13 protein-coding genes are annotated in these 18,792 nt (G+C 55.5%); 3 read left to right on the forward strand and 10 right to left on the reverse strand.

The features are described from left to right. Positions 1–32 precede the first annotated feature (32 nt). The 5 genes from A2273_01820 to A2273_01840 all read right to left on the reverse strand — a co-directional run bounded on the left by A2273_01820 (position 33) and on the right by A2273_01840 (position 5,088). Positions 33–1,532 carry a hypothetical protein gene (locus A2273_01820; GenBank protein OGF07234.1) on the reverse strand — a complete coding sequence of 500 codons (1,500 nt, stop codon included), beginning with the start codon at positions 1,530–1,532 and terminating at the stop codon, positions 33–35. Then, positions 1,529–1,888, reverse strand: a complete 360-nt coding sequence (locus A2273_01825; GenBank protein OGF07235.1) for a permease — start codon at positions 1,886–1,888, stop codon at positions 1,529–1,531. Before A2273_01825 ends, A2273_01820 begins: the two co-directional genes overlap by 4 nt. After that, positions 1,889–3,451, reverse strand: a complete 1,563-nt coding sequence (locus A2273_01830) for a hypothetical protein (protein OGF07236.1) — start codon at positions 3,449–3,451, stop codon at positions 1,889–1,891. A gap of 96 nt (positions 3,452–3,547) precedes the next feature. Next, entirely contained in the window at positions 3,548–4,561 is a 1,014-nt protein-coding gene (locus A2273_01835; GenBank protein OGF07237.1) for a (p)ppGpp synthetase, read from the reverse strand. 155 nt (positions 4,562–4,716) lie between these two features. Next, positions 4,717–5,088 (reverse strand): holo-[acyl-carrier-protein] synthase, encoded by a 372-nt coding sequence (locus A2273_01840; protein OGF07238.1) that lies wholly within the window; start codon positions 5,086–5,088, stop codon positions 4,717–4,719. A gap of 236 nt (positions 5,089–5,324) precedes the next feature. Here A2273_01840 and A2273_01845 point away from each other — a divergent pair, with 236 nt between their 5' ends. Further along, positions 5,325–6,326, forward strand: coding sequence for a hypothetical protein (locus tag A2273_01845; GenBank protein ID OGF07239.1), 1,002 nt, complete (start codon positions 5,325–5,327; stop codon positions 6,324–6,326). Positions 6,327–6,592: 266 nt separating this feature from the next. Continuing rightward, positions 6,593–7,507, forward strand: a complete 915-nt coding sequence (locus A2273_01850) for a capsule biosynthesis protein CapA (GenBank protein OGF07992.1) — start codon at positions 6,593–6,595, stop codon at positions 7,505–7,507. Between the two features lie 62 nt (positions 7,508–7,569). On the opposite strand, the gene A2273_01855 is transcribed toward A2273_01850, so the two are convergent. Then, entirely contained in the window at positions 7,570–8,367 is a 798-nt protein-coding gene (locus A2273_01855) for a hypothetical protein (GenBank protein ID OGF07240.1), read from the reverse strand. 253 nt (positions 8,368–8,620) lie between these two features. Beyond that, a complete protein-coding gene (locus A2273_01860) occupies positions 8,621–12,112 on the reverse strand; it encodes a hypothetical protein (protein ID OGF07241.1) in 3,492 nt (1,163 codons plus the stop codon). 174 nt (positions 12,113–12,286) lie between these two features. Between A2273_01860 and A2273_01865 the strand changes: the two genes are divergently transcribed. Beyond that, positions 12,287–16,132 carry a hypothetical protein gene (locus A2273_01865; protein OGF07242.1) on the forward strand — a complete coding sequence of 1,282 codons (3,846 nt, stop codon included), beginning with the start codon at positions 12,287–12,289 and terminating at the stop codon, positions 16,130–16,132. Between the two features lie 59 nt (positions 16,133–16,191). Here the strand turns inward: A2273_01865 and A2273_01870 are convergent, their stop codons facing one another. From A2273_01870 to A2273_01880, 3 genes are read right to left on the reverse strand one after another with little or no spacing between them, the layout of a single operon-like run. Further along, the gene (locus A2273_01870; protein ID OGF07243.1) at positions 16,192–16,626 is read right to left on the reverse strand and encodes a Fe-S cluster assembly scaffold protein NifU; all 435 of its coding nucleotides are present in this window, start codon (positions 16,624–16,626) and stop codon (positions 16,192–16,194) included. Between the two features lie 58 nt (positions 16,627–16,684). Continuing rightward, positions 16,685–17,347, reverse strand: coding sequence for a thiamine-phosphate diphosphorylase (locus A2273_01875; protein ID OGF07244.1), 663 nt, complete (start codon positions 17,345–17,347; stop codon positions 16,685–16,687). Between the two features lie 27 nt (positions 17,348–17,374). After that, positions 17,375–18,745 carry a hypothetical protein gene (locus A2273_01880; GenBank protein ID OGF07245.1) on the reverse strand — a complete coding sequence of 457 codons (1,371 nt, stop codon included), beginning with the start codon at positions 18,743–18,745 and terminating at the stop codon, positions 17,375–17,377. Between the last annotated feature and the right edge of the window lie 47 nt (positions 18,746–18,792).

Raw genomic sequence — 18,792 nt, forward strand, 5'->3', positions numbered from 1 at the left:
GTCCGGCTCTTTCATCGCCATGACATATTCGATCATAGGTCGGCTTGTCCTGCTCGGCTCTTCTCCAGTTCCCCCCACTCCCGGATGATGGTCTGATTGGATTTATTATTATTATAGAATTTCTCCAGTTCCCGGGGGTCATTTATGTCCCGGGCCTTTTTTTGCACCTCCTGATACGCCATTTTCAGAAATTCCCGGGACTGCTGTCGGTTGCCCATCTTCCCCAGGATCAGGTGCCGCCGGTAGTACATCTTCTCCAGGGCCACCTCGAAGGTGGAATGCTTGGTTATCAATTCCATCGCCTGGTCGGAATACTCCAGGGCCTTGGCCGGCTGGCCCATGGCGTCGTAAAGATCGGCCATGTTGGACAGCCCCATGCTCAGTACCGAATTGCTGTCGATCTCCCGGGCCAGGGCGATGCCCTCCAGCCCGTAGGCGACCGCTTCCTGATATTTCTTCATCCAAATGCACAGCAGGACATTTCTGATCAGTGCGTGGGCCAGATAGCCCTTGGAATTTATCTGCCGGCTCAGGTCGACCGACCTCTGGCTGCAGTCGAAGGATTTTTGGAAATCCTCCTTCATGGCCCACAGGTCGGCGATGTTGTTCAGCTTGGAGATCTGCCCGTTGAGGTTGCCGGTCGAGACATCTATTTCCAGCGCCCTTTTCATGTATTCCAGCGATTGGTCATAATCGCCCAGGGTCCCCTGGAGCACCCCGATATTGTTCAGTTTTGTCGCCTGGGAGGTGATATCCCCAATGGTCCGGTCGATCTTCAGACCTTCTTGAAGCCTAACCAGGGCCTCCTGATACCGGCCCTTTCTTATCAATATGGCCCCCAAATTGTTCAAAATGTTGCTCTGCTTTTGGATATCACCCAATTGCCGGGCCTGGACCAGGGCTTCCTGGTAAAGATCATAGGCTTGGTCCGCTTGGTCTGTACGCAACATGGCCCCGGCCACATTGGCTTTATTGGTGGCCATCTTCCGGATATCGTTGAATTTTTGGTAAACGGACATGGCCTGGCGGTAAAAGTCCATAGCCTTTTGGTTATCTCCCATCCGCCAGTAGGCCAGCCCGATATCTCCTTTGACATCGCCCGCTCTCACTTCCATCCCCAACGATTGGTAGATGGCCAGGGCCTCCAGCCGGTGCTCGATGGCCTTGGGGTAATCGGACAGATTGTAGCAGGCCTCGCCCATCAGGCTGTACATCAGGGCGGTTTTTTCCCGCTCCCCATTTTCCATTGCCAGTTCCAATCCCTTCCGGGATAATTCCAGCGATTCAGGGTATCGGGCCTGGTATTTGGCTATGACGCATCGATAATGCCAGGCGTCTATCTGGTAGGCTGGGTTTTTCTCGGACAGCCGGTCCACCCGCCGGGATATCTCTTCGGATATTCTCCGGTTGGCTATTATATCGCAGACCTCCCACTGCCGCTGCCAGACGGCAAAGGGAAGGCCCTGCTCCAGGCGGCCTCCGGCCCCGGCCTCCCTGATGTTTCTTATGATCCAGTCGCCGAGTCTGCTCATTTGGCCAGGATCATTTTTACCGCGATAGCCAGCAGGAACACCCCGAATGAGCGCTGCAGCCAGACCCCGGAGATCTTCTCGGCCAGCACCGCCCCCAGCAGCCCGCCGAAGAAAAAGCACACCGCCATCACCGCCGCCGCCCTGACATCGACATGCCCGGCCGAATAATAACGCCAGGCCGCCAGCAGCCCTATGGGAAGCAGCAAAGTGGCCAGCGAGGTGCCCTGGGCCTGGTGCTGGGAAAATTTGAACAATATCACCAGCGCCGGCACGATCACCACCGCCCCGCCGATGCCGAACAGTCCGCTGACCGTCCCGGCCAGGGCCCCCAATAACGCATATCCCAGCCAAACCATCTAGCTATCCTCCATTATTTTTTTAAAAGCCCGGGGGAAATGATCGATGATGTCCCCGGCCAGCAGGCAGTATTCTGTCTTGTCTGCGGCCGCCAGGTCCCCGGCCAGGCCGTGCAGGTAGACCCCCAGCACCGCCGCCCTTTCTGCCGACAGCCCCTGGGCCAGCAGCCCGCCGATCAGCCCGGCCAGCACATCCCCCGACCCGGCGGTGGCCATGCCGCTGTTGCCGGTGGAGTTGATCCAGGCCCTCCCCTCCGGCCGGGCGGTGACGGTGGGGGCCCCCTTCAGCACTACTGTCTGGTTGAACCTCCTGGCCGCCTCCAGGGCGTATTTGAGAGGCTGGCGCTTTATCGGGGAGATGTCGGTTTTCAACAGCCGCGACAATTCCCCGTAGTGGGGGGTCAGGACCAGGTTTGCGGCGGACCCCAGCAGCTCCGGCCGGGCGGCCAGGGCGTTCAGCCCGTCGGCGTCCAATACTGCCGGGATCTTGATGGACTTGACCGCTGTCCGCACCAGTTCCGCGGTCTCGGGATGGCCGGACAGGCCGGGGCCGATGACCATCGAGTCGGCCTGTCCGGCCAGCTTGATGATCCTTTCCCCGGCCGCCAGCGACAGGGTCCGGTTTCTGGTCTCCGGCAGCGGCTTGGTGATGACCTCGGTCAGCTTGGCCTCCATGATATCGTTCAGGCTCTCTGGGATCCCCAGGCAGACCAGCCCGGCCCCGGAACGCATGGCCGAGGTCGATGCCAGGCTGGCCGCTCCGGTCATGCCGGCCGAGCCGGCCAGCACCAGCACCGTTCCGCAGCTGCCCTTGTGGGCATCGGGTTCTCTGGCCGGCATCCAGCCTTTTATTGCCGGGCCCCGAGCCAGCCGGATATTCGGTTTTTGTTCCGCAAGGCATTTTTCGGGAAAGCCGATATCGGCCACGATCACTTTTCCGGCCAGCGTTTTTCCCGGATGAAACAGCAGACCGGTCTTAATAAGACCCATGGTGACCGTGACCCTTGCCCTGATGGCCGGGCCGGCCGCCTGGCCGGTCTCGCCGTCCACCCCCGAGGGAATGTCGGCCGCCAGCACCGGCCGGCCCGAGGCATTGACGGCTTCTATGACCGCTGCCACATTTTTGTCGACCGGCCCCTTGAATCCCGTGCCGAATATGGCATCGACCACCAGATGGGAACCGGCCAGTTCTTTTTTCAGGGAGGCCGGCCCAGCGGCTGAAACCATCTCCCGGATTTTCAGCCCGCCCTTGTTAAGTTTTTTGGCCTGGCTGAGGGCTTCTCCCTTGACCGCGCCGATCCGGCCCAGCAAAAAAACCGTGGTCCGGAAATCTTTTTCCGCCAGCATCCTGGCGGCGGCGAAGCCGTCTCCCCCGTTGTTTCCCTTGCCGCAGATGACGGCGATCCTCCGCCGGTCCCCCGGCTTTCCCGCCCCCAGCATGGCCTGGGCCTGGTCGGCCAGGGCCCGGCCGGCGTTCTCCATCAGGGTCTGGCCGGAGATTTTATATTTCCTGATGGCCCGGGCGTCTATCTCCCGCATCTGCTGGGGGGTGACTACGAACATTTCAGTTCCTCCTTATTACCTGCCCACTAAAGGCACTAAAAAATGATGGGTTGGGCATCACCAACGCCTCTCCCTGCCTGATATTCCTTGCAGGACTTACTTTCCGCTCAGTTTTGTGCAAGCAACATCGACCAGTCTTACAAACTCGCGCGCATCTGTGAAGTAGTTTCGGAAAGCCAAGCGAACATCCTCGCTCGTGTCAGCACGGACTAGCACTATGTCGCGATCAGGCATTTGCTTTTCAAGTTGGAATAGAGCGCTTAGTGCGTCAGTTGCATCCCTGAAACTGCGGACCTCTAGCTCACCTACTTTTGAGAAAATGAGTATTGAATTCCGTTTGTCAGTGACGTCACTCTTCGCTCTATTAAGCCCTCTGAGTGTCTGCATGAGATGGAGTTCAGCATCAAGCAACAAGAACTCATCTAAAATCTCTCGATCTGATGCATTGGGGAAGGAAGCCGTTTGCTGTTCGTGAGCACGGGCAAGTAACTCGCTTGCTAAAGCCATTGCCCGCTCGTAACGTGTGTCTCCACGCTGAAACTTAGGCTGACTCTTGGTGATGAAACCAATAACCTCAACAGCAGTGGCCCAAGCGTGTTGAACCAAAGTACGGTACTGAATCTCGATGTAAAGGCCGGCAAGAGCTTTCCCGGCTTCAGAGTTGACGTCGTATTCATATACGTCATGAATACCACGATACCCAGTTTCTTTCGGACGCTTAATGTAATCGTACTTATCTGGCTCGTTGCGGAGTTTGTGATTGAATCTTGCTTTATGAAATTTTAACCGAAAGGCTTTCAGATCTTTGATTGAGCGAAAAATCAGTCGACACCCTGCGACATCATCCATTCTCGCAAGTTGCATCCCCGGCAACCGTGTTAGCTTGTCGTAAATCGTCGTCCTTCGTTTGTGGCGTTGGGCGACAGATACTTTCGTGCCCCGTGTGCGATTTCTAAGAATCGCTTGAAACGTATTCAGAACACCGCGATGCGCTGCTCGCCACGCTTCAATGACGCGTAAATCATCCGCGGTTGCGGTATCCTGCCGAATTCGCTCACCCGCAAGAGTTACCCTTGATTTAGACCCTCCAGGAAAGGTGGGTTCAGTCACTTGTATCCTCCAAATGATGCGCAACAGTTATTTTATTCTTTATCAGTCATTTCACAACATTGAATAATTTTATACAATAATTACTACAAAAACAATTTCCATCTATACCTTAAAATATTTCGCACTTTTCGTGTATTTCGTGGGCAACTCCCGTATTATGCTTTCTCCATCACCGCCACCGCCACCACCATGCTCCGGTCGTGGGACAGCGAGAGATGGATGGCATATCCCTTTCCGTGTTCAGCCGCCGCGCCGTGAAGTTTTACCGTGGGGCGGCTCTTTTCGTTATCCACGATCTCTATCAGGTTGGGATAGACCCCCCGCCTAAAACCCGTCCCCAGGCACTTGGACACCGCTTCCTTGGCGGCGAACCGGGCGGCATAGCTCTGGTACTTGTTGGGGCGGCCCTGGCAGAAGGCGATCTCGGACGGAGTGAAGACCTTGTCCAGGAACCTTTGCCCCCAGCGATTTATGGCCTGCTCGATCCTGCCGACCTCGGCGATGTCTATCCCGGTAGATGCTATCATAGAAAGTCGATCTCATTATGATGTGATTTATGGAATAATTTTCCATCGGTTCTTTTTGGGAAGGTTCCGGCCGGCTCCGCTTGGCCAGATGGGCGTCCGGTCCGGACAGCAGCCTGCCAACCTCCGGCCGGTAATTGATAAATTTATCATAATCTGGCGAAATGTCAAGAAATAATATTAAAACCGATGGCGGGGGAAATGTTGACAGCCGTGATAATTTAAGTTAAACTAACAGGATGATCGAACCGGAGGGAAAATCATTGGCCCTGATTACCGGGGCCAGCGGATTCATCGGCAGCCACCTGGCGGAAAATCTCTTGGAAAAAGGCTGCCGGGTCAGGGCATTGGTCCGGACCACCAGCAACTTAAGATGGCTCAAGGGGCTGGACCTGGAGCTGGCCTATGGGTCGTTTGACGACCAGGCCTCGCTGGTTGAAGCGGTCAATGGCGCGGATTACATATTTCACCTCGCCGCCGCCAAGTCCGGCAGCCGGGACAGGATTTTCCACCATAACGTGGCGGCCACTGTTGATCTGGCCAAGGCTGCCGTCAGGTCCGCTCCCGGACTGAAGAGATTTGTCTTTTCCTCCAGCCAGGCGGCGGCCGGACCATCGGCCTGCCTGGAGGAGCCCCGGTGCGAGTCCGACCAATGCCGGCCCATCTCCGATTATGGCCGGAGCAAGCTGGAGGCCGAGCGGCAATTGATGAGGTGGGCGGAGAAAATTCCCCTCACCATGATCCGCCCGCCCACGGTCTACGGCCCCCGGGACACCGATGTGTTATTATATTTCCAATGGATAAACCGGGGGCTGGCCCTGCTGCCGGGATTCAAAAAAAGGCTTGCCCAGCTGATATTCGTTCGGGACCTGACCGAGGGGATGATCGCCGCGGCTCGGTCCGATGCCGCAGCCGGCAAAACATATTTCCTGTCCCACCCCCAAAGTTATTCCTGGCAGGAGATATCCTGTTCCATCGCCCAGAGCCTGGGCAAAAAAGCTCTCCCCCTGAGGATCCCCCTGGGAATGGCGCTCTTTGGGGCCCTGCTGGCCGAGGGCGGAGCCGTGATGGCGGGGGGGAACAGCATTTTCAACCGCCAGAAGGTCCGGGAGATGTCCCAAAGATACTGGACCTGCTCTCCCGGCCAGGCCGAAAAGGATTTCGGCTTCAACTGCCGTCATGATCTGAAAAGGGGACTGGAGATCACCGCCCGGTGGTACCGGGAGAACGGCTGGCTGTAAGATGTTTACCCTCGGAAAACATTCGACCTTAAAAGCGGTTTGATCCTATGAAAAAAACAAAACTATACGCCCTCATCGGGCTTTCCCTAATGCTGCCGGCCTGCGGCACCGTCCGTCTGGACCGGGCCGTTACCACCGGCCCGGATACCGTGGCCGTCATCCTGCCGTCCGCGGATACCGCCGCAATGGGCCTGATGATCGATGGCCCGGCCTGGCCGGATTCATCGCCCAACGGCAGCTTCACCATCGCCGCGGTGGGCGATATCATGATGGGCAGCTGCTACCCGGCCCCGCTGCTGCCGCCGGAGGATGGCCGGCGCTTGTTCGACGACTGCCGGGAGATCCTTGAAAAAGCCGACCTGGCCTTCGGCAATCTGGAGGGGCCGTTGTGCGATTCCGGCAAACCGGCCAAGGTGGCAAAAAAGGGCAGGGCCTACGTCTTTCGCACCCCGACGTCTTTCGCTGACAATCTGGCCCGGGCCGGTTTCGACGTGATGTCCCTGGCCAACAATCATGCCAATGATTTTGGGTCCGGCGGCAGCCTCTCCACTCGAAAATCGCTGGAGGCCTCCGGGATACAGTTCACCGGCAAGGAGGGCGCTGTCGCCGAATTCAACCTAAAGGGAGTTTCCGTCGGGGTGATCGCCCTGGCCGCCGGGGCGCCTCCCCGCTCCATCGTCCATCCCGAAGAAGCGCTTAGCGAGATCGATTCCCTGGCCAGAATTTACGATATACTGATCGTCTCGATCCATGGCGGCGGGGAGGGGAAGGCCGCCCTGCATATCAAGGACGCCCCAGAGAAATACTTGAACGAGCCGCGGGGGCGCCTTATAAAATTCTCTCATGACGCCATTGATCGGGGGGCGGATATGATAATCGGCCACGGGCCCCATGTCCCCCGGGCCCTGGAGATCTATCGGGACCGGCTGATAGCCTACAGCCTGGGGAATTTTTGCACCTATGGCGGCATGAACTTGAGCGGGGAGTCCGGCTATGCCCCGCTGCTGTGGGCGGAACTTGACAGCCAAGGAAAATATTTGAGCTTCACGGTGCATTCTTTCATCCAAGCCCGGCCCGGCGGTCCGAAACTTGACCGGCTGAACCGGGCCTCCGAACTGATGCGTAAATTATCCCGCCAGGATTTCCCCCAAAGCCATCCCTATCCGGCAGAGGATATCTGAATGATCGTTGATCCAATTAAAAAAGGCCAGGAACTATCCTGGCCTTTAAAATTTCATTGCCCTCAGAACATCCGGGCGGAAAGGATATAATTGGCCGGGTCATTGGCCTTGCCGTTGGAAAGCACCTCATAGTGCAGATGGGGTCCGGTGGTCCTGCCGGTGGACCCTACCAGGGCGATGACCTGGCCCCGCGACACCTTGGAGCCCTGGCTGGCCCTGATCAGCGAACAATGGGCGAACCGGGTCGTTATCCCGTAGCCGTGGTCCACTTCCAGGCATAGTCCGTAATTGCCCCGGGAGCCTACCGATTTGACCACCCCGTCGGCCGGAGCGGTTATGATGGTCCCGGCCGGAGCGGCAATATCCACCCCTTCGTGCATCCTCATTTCGCCGGTCAGGGGATCCCGCCGGTAGCCGAAATCGCTGATGATCCATCCGGGGGTGGGCTGAATGGATGGCATATGGTTCCACTTTTGCTGCTGCTGCTCAAGAGCGGCTGTCAGCTCCTGAAAACTCTCGTTCTGCAGTTTGGCCTCCCTGATAAGCCGGCCCAGATCATCCTCCACCTCCCTGATGGAAGAGCCGGTCTTCACCGAAACCCCTTCGGGAAGCTCCTCCTGCCTGTCGCCCCCGATGCCCACCTGCCGGATGTCTGGATCTATGATCCGGAGTCCGGACATCATCCTGACCTTGGAGTCAAAATCAACGAACAACGCTATCTGTTCCTGCAGATCGGCCGATCTTGCCGCAAATTCGTTCAGCTTGGTCCTTAGTATGCGGTTTTCCATCTGCAGCTTCTGCAGCATTGAGACATCGACGAACTTATTGACATAGCCGGTGGTTACCATGCCCAGACCCAATAAAAGGAATATCCCAAAGCACCCCAGGCATACCAGAAGCCATTGGGGCACCCTGACGCTTACAGTATTGCCCCCGTGGTGGGGGATAAATACTATGGTAAGTTGTGTTTTTTCCTTTAGACCCATAAAACAAAAACAATCGCTAGGTTCAATATTTGAGCGATAACATTATAGACCATAGCATAGATCAGCGGTTCTTGTCAAGTAAAATATCAGCAAATGAGCTAAACTTTATAACTTATAAGGATCTTAATCATCTTACCAGTATCAGCTTCTGGGTCAAGGTGACCGTTCCGGCCGTCAGCCGGTAGAAATAGATGCCCGAAGCCATGCTGTTTCCCCGGCTGTCCCGGCCATCCCAATTGACCTGGTATAGGCCGGGAGCTTTTTCCCCGGAATCCAGCATTCTGATAGTTTGCCCCAGGATATTGTAGACCGTCAGGGTGATCGGTGATTTGCTGGGTATTTGGTATGATATCACGGCATTGGATCGCATGGGGTTGGGATGGCTGCGGTTAAGCCTTAAGACCCCTGAAAGCTTAGGCTCCTCCGGACGGACGGCCACTCCGGCGGGGGTGGTCACCGAGATATCATCTATATGCCAGCCGCTGTAATTCAGGGAATAATCGGATGTGAAGCGGAACCTCAGCATCACCCGGGAACCCAGTGGGATCCCGTTTATATCATAGGAGGCCTGGGTCCAGGTGCTCAAGTTTCCGGTATAGCTGGCCAGCTCGGCCCAACTGGAGCCTCCGTCGGTGCTGTATTCCAGAAAGCCGTAATCATATCCATTTTCGATGACATACTTATGCCAGAACGATACCGTGGCCTGGGAGCCCACTGCGAACTCGGGGGTGATCAGAGATGAGTTCATATTGTCAAGGTAATTTTGATCATCCCCCACCCCGCAGCGCCAGCAGGTGGTCGGGCTGTAGGAGGTGTACTCGGTGGTATGCCACAGATCACCGGCCTGGTATCGGTTGGTCAGAATGCTGTCCTCCACGTTGTCATAGAAGCCGGGACTGGCAATGGCCAGCATAAAACTGTCGTATTGCACCACTGCACCTCCCAGGGTTTTCATCTGGAGCCGGAGCCGGGCATAATACGGATTTTGCGGCGGGGTTCCGAAGGTCAGCAGATAGGGGATGACCGACCCGCCCGCGCTGTCGGGCTGTATGTTTCCGTAGCCTGAGCTGTCGCTCACTATGGTCAGATACGGATCACTGCTGGACAGAATGGCCGTGACATTGTCTGCCGTTTGCAGCCCTTTGTTCTTAAGAAATACCCTCAGGCTGTCGGTCTCCCCGGGCTCGGCAAAGCCGTTGTTGTTGGCCGGGGCCGGGTCGATTATGCAGTAGGTGCTGTACCACAGCTTGGGGGCCGAGACCTTCACCGAGAAATTTGTGGTCCAGCTGTTCTCGGTATCATGGCATTCCAGGGTGAAGGGGATCACGGCCCCGTTGGTGCAGGCCGGCGAGACGGTGAACTTGTATCCCGCAGCGTACTGGACCGAATCCCCGGAGTACACCAGACCGAAATTATAGAAGCTGTCGGTGACGGCGGCCTGGCTGCCGGTGGTCCTCAAGATGCCCTTGACCGTGCCGGTGGATATGGTGCTGCCGTAATTTTTCACCCATAGGGGCATGATCATAGATTCCCCGGGATTTGCCTCACCGTCGCCGTTGCCGGCCGGATCATCGACGGTGTGTTTGTAGTGCAACACACAGGGGCCGGTCACCGAAACATTGATCTGCCCGGCATACGGAGCACAGTTGTGGGCGGTCACCACCACCCCGATACTGTCGATGCTGGTGGTCACGATATCGAGCGATGCATTGCCCGAGGCATCGCTGTAGCCCGAGGCCAGGATGGCTCCGCTTGATTTATAGGTCAGGCAGACCAGGGCGTTCTGCACCGCGGCCCCGGCCGTTACATTGACATTCACCGTGGCCGGACCCAGCGTCACCGTGGCCGGGTGGCTGACGGTCAGGGCCAGGGGCTGCCGGGTGTACAGGTCGATGGCGCCGCTGCCCAGGATATTGTACATCTCAAAATATCTCTTGGTCGTTGGAATATTCCCCCAATAGCGGAAATAATCCAATTTTGATTTTACTATCATCCCGCCTATCCACGCATATCCGCTATCCAAGAACGTATTATATAAATACTTTTGCAGAATATCGTCTTCATCCCAATATGATTCCTCAGAGGAACCAAAAAACGCTACAGCCCCTTTATTAGCAACACGAATCCAGGTCTCGGCAAAACATTCACCGACATTATAATCACCGGTCAGACAGGCAAAGCTGGTGATGAAGGTATACATATTTTCATTGGTAAGCGCATTAACATTACTTTGATAAAAGGCTGGCGAAGCCCACAGATCGTAATTTCCATGACCGGTATAGGTCATGATTGTGGTCCCATCATTAAAAGCATTCGTGATATCAACGGTGGAACCGCCCAAACGCTGGTAAGCCGAGTCACATACAATACCGTGCGCCCGGCTCAAGGCTATGCAATAATTATCCGTTCCCTCTGTTATAGCGTAATTATCGTTTGAAGCAGTAAAAAATGCCTTCTGCATCCAGGAGCGGTCGCCGGTCCAGGACCCCTGCTGGTATCCTAGGTATTTGACAATGTAGTTATACAACTGGGTGGTATCGGCCACCGAAATCCTACTGACATAAAGATCCGGCAGATAATCTGACCCCGACATCGTGGAATAATAAAGATCCGATATTGGGTTGCCCACCGACGTCGTTATATGGGCCGGGATGACATCCACATCGCCCACCAGCAGGACGAAATCCGGCGGGTTCTCCCCGTCGTACTGGCTTTTGATATACTGGCGGATGCTGGCGGTGTCTGCCCCGCCCGGGATCTCCGAGGTCCTGGTAACGAATACCCGATACCCCTTCCGGGTGTCCCATTCAACCAGAGGCGTCAAAGCGTCATAATATTCATCGCCCACGATGATCAGCTGGTTGATGGGCAGGGCCGGGACGGCTTTGGCGGAAGATTCGTATGTGCCGTAATTGATCAAGGTCGATGACAATGGGCTGTCGTATGCCGCCGACCGGTATCTGGTTGCCATCTTCCGGGTCCGGGCAATATCGGAACCCGAAAGCTTCAGGATTATCCGGGCCTTGGTTATCACCTTGATATCGCCGCTGACCGGATTGTAGGCCACCGGCCAGAAACTGACCAACACCGCCCGGTGTCCCCGCATCTGAACCGGCTGGGATAGCGTGACCTGGGCTTTGCCGTAAAATTCGTTGTTGGAATATACGGTTTGATCGATTCTGAAGGGAACCTTCTCCTCCGCTCCCGGCATCTTGGGCACCGGCAGCTGGACCGGCATGATCTTTTTGTCAAAGCCCTTGTCCTTAAGATTGAAGCTCTGTTCAGCGATCACCTCCAGAAAGGCCTCTACCCTGGCTCCCTGCGGGATCTCCACCCATTCGGAGACCACCGGCAATTTGGGATGGCCCGGCTCGGTGTTATATCCCTGGTCCGGAACGGAGAGCAGGATATATGCCCCATCCTTGGTTTTTGCCTCTGAGATATCCAGCCCCGGCAGGGTCACATCCAGCGTGATGGCGTCCGGGCCGGCGCCTGATAATCCCACCGTCCGCCCGGGATGGCTGTCGGCGGCCAGCGGGACCCATTGCCCGGCCAAGGCCGCGGTGGCTGAAATTGCCAGGATCAGGGCGGCCAGTGATCTGATGGTTCTATGATTCATAGTTGGACCCCTAAGTCAGTTTGAATATATTGGTATAACTTTATATTACTTTTGCCTCTTTGTCAAGGGTTCGGGCTTATTTTACCTGCGATATGATATTGACAAAGCCGGCCTTCGGTAGTAACATTAGGCCTGGTGCGAAAATCGTACAATCAATAACAGAAAGGGTGATATATGAAAAAGTACCTTGCGTTTGCAGTCCTGCTCCTGACGGCTTCTTTCATCTCCGTCAGTCTGGCCGAAAGGCCCGGCAGCGCCGGCCAGCAGGTTTACCTTCCCGGGGTGGTGATATTCAAACTGAAGGCCCAGCCGGCTATGGACTCCAAGGGGATCTCCACCGGTAATGCGGCGGTTGACGGGATCCTGAACAGCTCCGGCGGGCAAGGGGTAAACCAGCTTTTCAAGACCAAGGAAAGGGCCAAGACACCTTTGGGTCGTTCGCTGGCCAATATCTGCCAGGCCAATGTCTCAAAACAGACCGACATTCTCCAGCTGTGCCGCGACCTGGTGAAGACCGGCCAGGTGGAATACGCCGAGCCGCGTTACGGTTATAAGATGGAGACCACCACCCCCAACGATCCTTCATTCGCCAGCCAGTGGTTCCTGAGCAAGATCCAGGCGCCCGATGCCTGGGACATCTCAAAAGGGGACACCGCCGTCTGGATCGGCATCGTGGACTGCGGGGTCCAGGTGACACACCCCGACCTGGCGGCCAATATCTGGATCAATCCGATAGAGGATATCAATCACAACGGAATATTTGACAACTTCCCGGTCGGCTCCGGCGGCGACATTGACTCCCTTGACAACGACATGAACGGCTTTGTTGACGACGTCCGGGGCTGGGATTTCGCCGGGCCGGATATCGCCGTTACCTATCCGGACGGAGACAATGATCCAAACGTTTACGACAGCAATAACGACCACGGCACCCATGTGGCCGGTGATGTTTCGGCTGTGACCAATAATGGGGTCGGGGTGGCCGGCATCGGCTGGAATTGCAGACCCATGGCCATCAAATGCAGCTACGATAATGATTACACCGCCACCGGCGGCAAGTCTTACATTTATTTCGGCTACGATGGTATAGTCTATGCGGCCGACAACGGGGCCAAGGCCATCAACTGCAGCTGGGGCGGCTCGGGCTACAGCCAGTTCGCCCAGGACATAGTCAACTACGCCTGGGAGGGCGGATCGGTGTTGATCTGCGCCGCCGGCAACGATAATGTCTCGGACCCTCACTATCCTTCGGCTTACGCCAATGTTGTTTCGGTGGCCGCCACCACCTCTGCGGATCTAAAATCCTCTTTTTCGAATTACGGCACCACGATCGATGTCTCGGCCCCCGGCTCGGCCATCCTGAGCACGGCCTATTTCAACAGCTATGCCTCCTGGGACGGCACCTCCATGGCCAGCCCGGTGGCGGCCGGGGTGGCCGGCCTGATCTGGGCCAACAATCCCACCTGGAACAATACCCAGGTGGCCACCCAGCTGATCATGACCACCGATAACATCGATGCTTTGAATCCCTCATATGCCGGCCTACTGGGCACCGGGAGGATAAACGCCTATAAGGCCCTGACCATCACCCCGGTCCCGCTGGTTAAATACCATTCCCACCAGGTCAGCGACGGCGGCAACGGCATCGCCGAAGCCGGAGAGGCAGTGGGACTTTCCCTGTCCCTGAAGAATTGGTGGGGCGATGCCGCCAATGTCAGTGCCATCATACACAGCGACGATTATGCGGTGCAGATCACAACCGCTTCGGCCAGCTATGGTGACATCAACGGCGGATTGACCGGCACGGTAACCAGCTTCGATTTCACGGTGGACAACACCGCCCTGCCCCACTGGGCCATGTTCACCGTGGACATCTCGGCCGATGCCCAGAACCGCACCGACACCTTCTACGTCCAGATCGAGCGCTCCCCCATCCTGCTGGTGGACGACGACACCGGGGCCCGCAACGTGGATGATTTCTACACCAACTCCATCTCTCAGCTGGGATATTTTTACGACCATTACGACCATTCCCAAAAAAGCGCCCCCGACACCGCCCTGTTGAATTCCTATAATACCGTCATCTGGCTGTGTGAATGGACCTTCCCCTCCCTGGATTCCATGGACCGAGCGGCATTGCGAACCTATCTGGACAACGGGGGCAATTTATACCTGTCCGGGCAGGATATCGGCTGGGACCTGGCTGATCCCACCGGCGAGCAGTACAGCCCCGAAGCCCTGTCCTTCTATCAGGACTACCTGCATGCCACCTACGGCGGCGACCACAGTGGGATTTCTTCGATAGTGGGAACGGCCAGCGATCCCGTCGGTGACGGGCTGGCCTTCTCCATCCTCCAGCCCTACATCACCACCAACCAGTATTACGATTACTTCACACCCCAGGCCGGGGCCGATGTGGTCCTGAGCTATTCGGGCTTCCCCTCGGGTCAGGCCGGGATAAAATATTCCGGGGCCCATAAGGTGGTCTACACCGGATTTGGCTTCGAGGCCATCACTTCGGGAACGGTCCGGGACACCGTCATGGACCGGATAATAAAATGGTTCATGGGTGATATCCAGATAGCCCACACCCCGCTGACCGACACCGAGGATACCCTGTCCCCCTACATCGTGCAGGTCAATGTGACCTCCAGCGCCGGGGTGGCCCAGGTCTACCTGTACTGGGACGACGACGGCACCCTGCCTTTCGCCAACCGGACCCTGATGGCCGACCTGGGCGGCGGCCTGTATCAGGGGTCGATCCCGGCCCACAGCGGCAACCAGCTGGATTACTTCGTCTATGCGGTCAACAGCAACGGTCTTGCCAAGACCCTGCCCGGCGGGGCCCCTTATAATTACTACTCCTTCTATGCCGGGCCGGATCCCTACGCCCCGGCCATCAGCCACACCCCGCTGGCCAACACCATCAACCTGTCCGGCCCCTACCGGGTTGAAGCCGTCATCACCGATAATTACGGGGTGTTTCCGGATTCCAGCTATATTCACTACAAAATAAATTCCGGCTCGGAATACCCCCCGGTCATGATGGTTTCGTCCGGCAGCGACTTCTCCGGCAACATCACCCTGCCGGCCCACATCTACACCGGGGACACGCTCAATTATTACCTTACGGCGGTGGACACCTCCGGCCAGCGCAACGTCGGGCGCAGCCCGGCCAGCGATTATCACTCGTTCCTGATGGTGGATTCGGTGCTGGTGACCAACTTCGACAGCCCGTCGATGCTGGCGGTGTTCGACACCCTGGCCGGCACCAACCCCTGGAGGACCTACCTTACCCAGCCCCATTCCGCCCCCAATTGCATGAGGACCGGAACGGGAGTTTATCCCAACAGCGCCCAGATCATTTTGCAGCTGAAACCGGAATACGGTTATAATCTGGATGCCTATGCCGACAACAACAATTGGGTGAAGCTCTATCTCTGGGTCAAGGGCATCATCAGCACCACTCCGGGAGATTCCATCTTCATTGAAGCCTCCAAAGACGGGTCATCCTGGATGCCCCTCAAATCCAGGACCTCTCTGACCACCTCCTGGGCCCTGGACAGCGTGGAACTGAACCCTATATTCTCGGCCAAGGGGACCAACGACAGCATCCTGTTCCGGATGCGTCTGCAATCTGACGCCGCCTCCAACGCCTTCGGCTGGCTGGTGGATGACGTTTATCTGAAAGTGAAGCCCTTCCCCAGCGGAGTTGCCGGTGCGCCGGGTGAGATGGCCGTCGGGATATTCGCCCTGGACCAGAACCGGCCCAACCCCTTCCGGGGCCAGACCGCCATAAAATACCAGCTGCCGTCCCAGAGCCCGGTTAGGCTCAACGTCTACAACATCTCCGGCCAGCTGGTGAGGACCCTGGTGGACGCCAAACAGCTTCCGGGTTATTATAACATCGCCTGGAACGGCCGGGATAATTCCGGCCGGCCGGTCTCGGCCGGGGTGTATTTCTATCGTCTCAACGCCGGCGATGTCGATTTGACCAGGAAGATGGTACTGTTGAAATAAAATTTCAGCAATAAAAAACCCCCTGCATTTGCAGGGGGCTTTTTATTCAATATCGGGATTCAGTGCCCTTCTTCATGCTCGCCGTGGCCGTGTTCCTGCCCGCCTTGCTTCAGCTCCAGCCCCGGCCGGCCGTTCTTGACCAGGTAATCGTTGATGGCCGCCCTCACCCCGTCCTCGGCCAGCACCGAGCAGTGCATCTTCACCGGGGGCAGGCCGTCCAGGGCCTCGGCCACCGCCTTGTTGGACACCTCCAGGGCCTCGGTCAGGGTCTTGCCCTTGACCAGCTCGGTGGCCATGCTGGAGGTGGCGATGGCCGCCCCGCAGCCGAAGGTCTTGAACTTGACGTCGGTGATGACATCCTTTTCTATCTTCAGCATGATCTTCATCATGTCTCCGCACACCGGGTTCCCCACCATCCCCACCCCGTCGGGGTTCTCGATCTCCCCCATGTTGCGGGGATTCATGAAATGGTCCATCACCTTTTCGCTGTACATCTACTCTCCAAAGAAAATATTATGATATTGGGGATTCTATTATATTTGATGCCAAAAGTCAACCAAAGGATTCAGACTGATTTATGGCTTTCCGCAGTTCACGGACCACCTGTTGGATGTTTCCCGCCTTGGTGACGGCGCTTACCACCGCTATCCTCCTGGCGCCCGCCTTCAGGACCTGTTCGATGTTCGATGAATTGATGCCGCCCATCACCGTAATGGGAATATTGATCTGCGGGATTATTTTTTTGATTGCCCCCGGGCCCAGCGGTTCCATGGAAACCTCCTTGGTCTGGGTGGCGAATATCGGCCCGATGTTCAGGTAATCGGCCCCCTGCTCCTGGGCCTCCAGGGCCTCTTCCAGGTTGTGGGTGGAAACGCCTATCAGCAGATGGGGGGCCAGCTTCTTTGCGGCGGACAGCGGCAGGTCGTCCTGCCCCAGATGCACCCCGTCCGCCCCGCAGGCCAGGGCGATGTCCAGATGGTCGTTGATGATCAGTAGCATCCCGGCTTTGGTTGTCTTTTCACGGAAGGCCTGGGCCAAGGGATAAAAGTCTTTTTTGGAGAGGTGTTTTTCCCTCAGCTGGACTATCCTGGCGCCCCCGGCGATCAGGCCGTCCAATATATCTAAATTGGAACGCCCCAAAGACAACTCTTGGTCGGTGACCGGATAGAGGTCAATTTGGTTAAAAGCTTCTATCCGTTGGTTTTTATTTTTCATTTTTGTATCTGTAAAATATGCTTGCTCTCAATTGAACTCGATATACATGCTTTCGTAATTGAGGATCATCTCATCGAATAAGCCTATATAATCTTGTCCTATAGAACCATAGAACATTTTACGATCAGAACGCAGATCTTCCGTATACACATCTATTGACGGCAAAATTGCCGTTTTGCCTCCTACCGAAATGGGAAACTCCTTCAACTTATATGTTTTCCGCGTTTTCGTTTCACCCAGGGCCGAATACTTCAGGGAATCCGGCGCCCCGTTTTTTTCAACATCTTTGTCATGTTCGCAATAATATTTTTTATACAATTCCGAGGCGTTCGCACCGGTATCCAAAAGGCAATATATCGTATCCTTTCCGGCGACAATATTTATAATGGATTTCGCCCCGCATAGCGCCATATTTTTCAATTTTTTTCTTACTGTTCTCCGGGGTATTGTCAGATTGCCATCCTTTGAAAAATGCAGTTCTTTCAACTGCCGGATGACTGGAAAACCGATTATGCCGTTGATCTGGTAATTTATCTGGGGAAAAGACAGCTTATCGTCAGGCAAGACCAGAAAAACAACATTTTTGACGGTGATCTTGCCGATTTTGATGCTGTCGGCGATCATCAGTTCGGTTTTGTTCTCTTTCCCGGTCGATCCCTTGACGGAAACCGAGGTCTCGATTTTCCTGAGTTTCAATTTTTCCGCTAAACCTTTTCTTAGAACGCAAAGATCCGCCCCAGTATCGACAATAAAATTGCATTCCCTGCCATGGACGGAGACCGGGACATTCGCCAAACCGGCTTTGTCCTTGCTAAGGGGTATTTGCGAGGTTTCGCCTATCTTGATTGTTTGGCCGGGAATGTTGGATAGCGGGATCCAAGTCTTCATGTTATTTTCTTCGTCGGCTACCTGACCGCTATCTAATACGTGAGCATATGATCTGACCAGCAATTCAGCCGTTTCTCCTGCCTGTTTATATTGGAATAATTTGGCATGGTTGTCTTCCTTGATAAGCAGAATTTTGGCGATCATTGAATCCGTTAGTTCGGACCTATGGTTGTGCAATAAATATTTAATTTCATCATTTGATTTCCGGGGATTTAAAAAGGCATTTTCCACCAAGGCATGATAAAAAAGACATGTGCTCTTGTCTAAAGCGGCTTTATTCTGGATCAAAGCGGTTCTGAGTCCAAAATAATTTTTTTGATCCAAAAGATCTTGGAGAACGGGGGCGATGTCTGAAATGTCTTTCATATTTGATCCGTTTTGAGTTTTATTCCCTGGAATATCTGCCATTGCTATTTGTCCTGAAAAGCATCTTTTGAAAACGGTTTCGGCCTGCAAGTTGCTGCTAAAAATGGCAAACAGCGGAATTGATAATAATATCCTCCTGGCCATTTTTCCTCTTATTGATTGTTTTTGGGATTTTGGCAAGTCCATTGAAA

This window comes from Candidatus Edwardsbacteria bacterium RifOxyA12_full_54_48 (genome assembly GCA_001777915.1).
Classification (GTDB): Bacteria; Edwardsbacteria; AC1; order AC1; family EtOH8; genus UBA2226.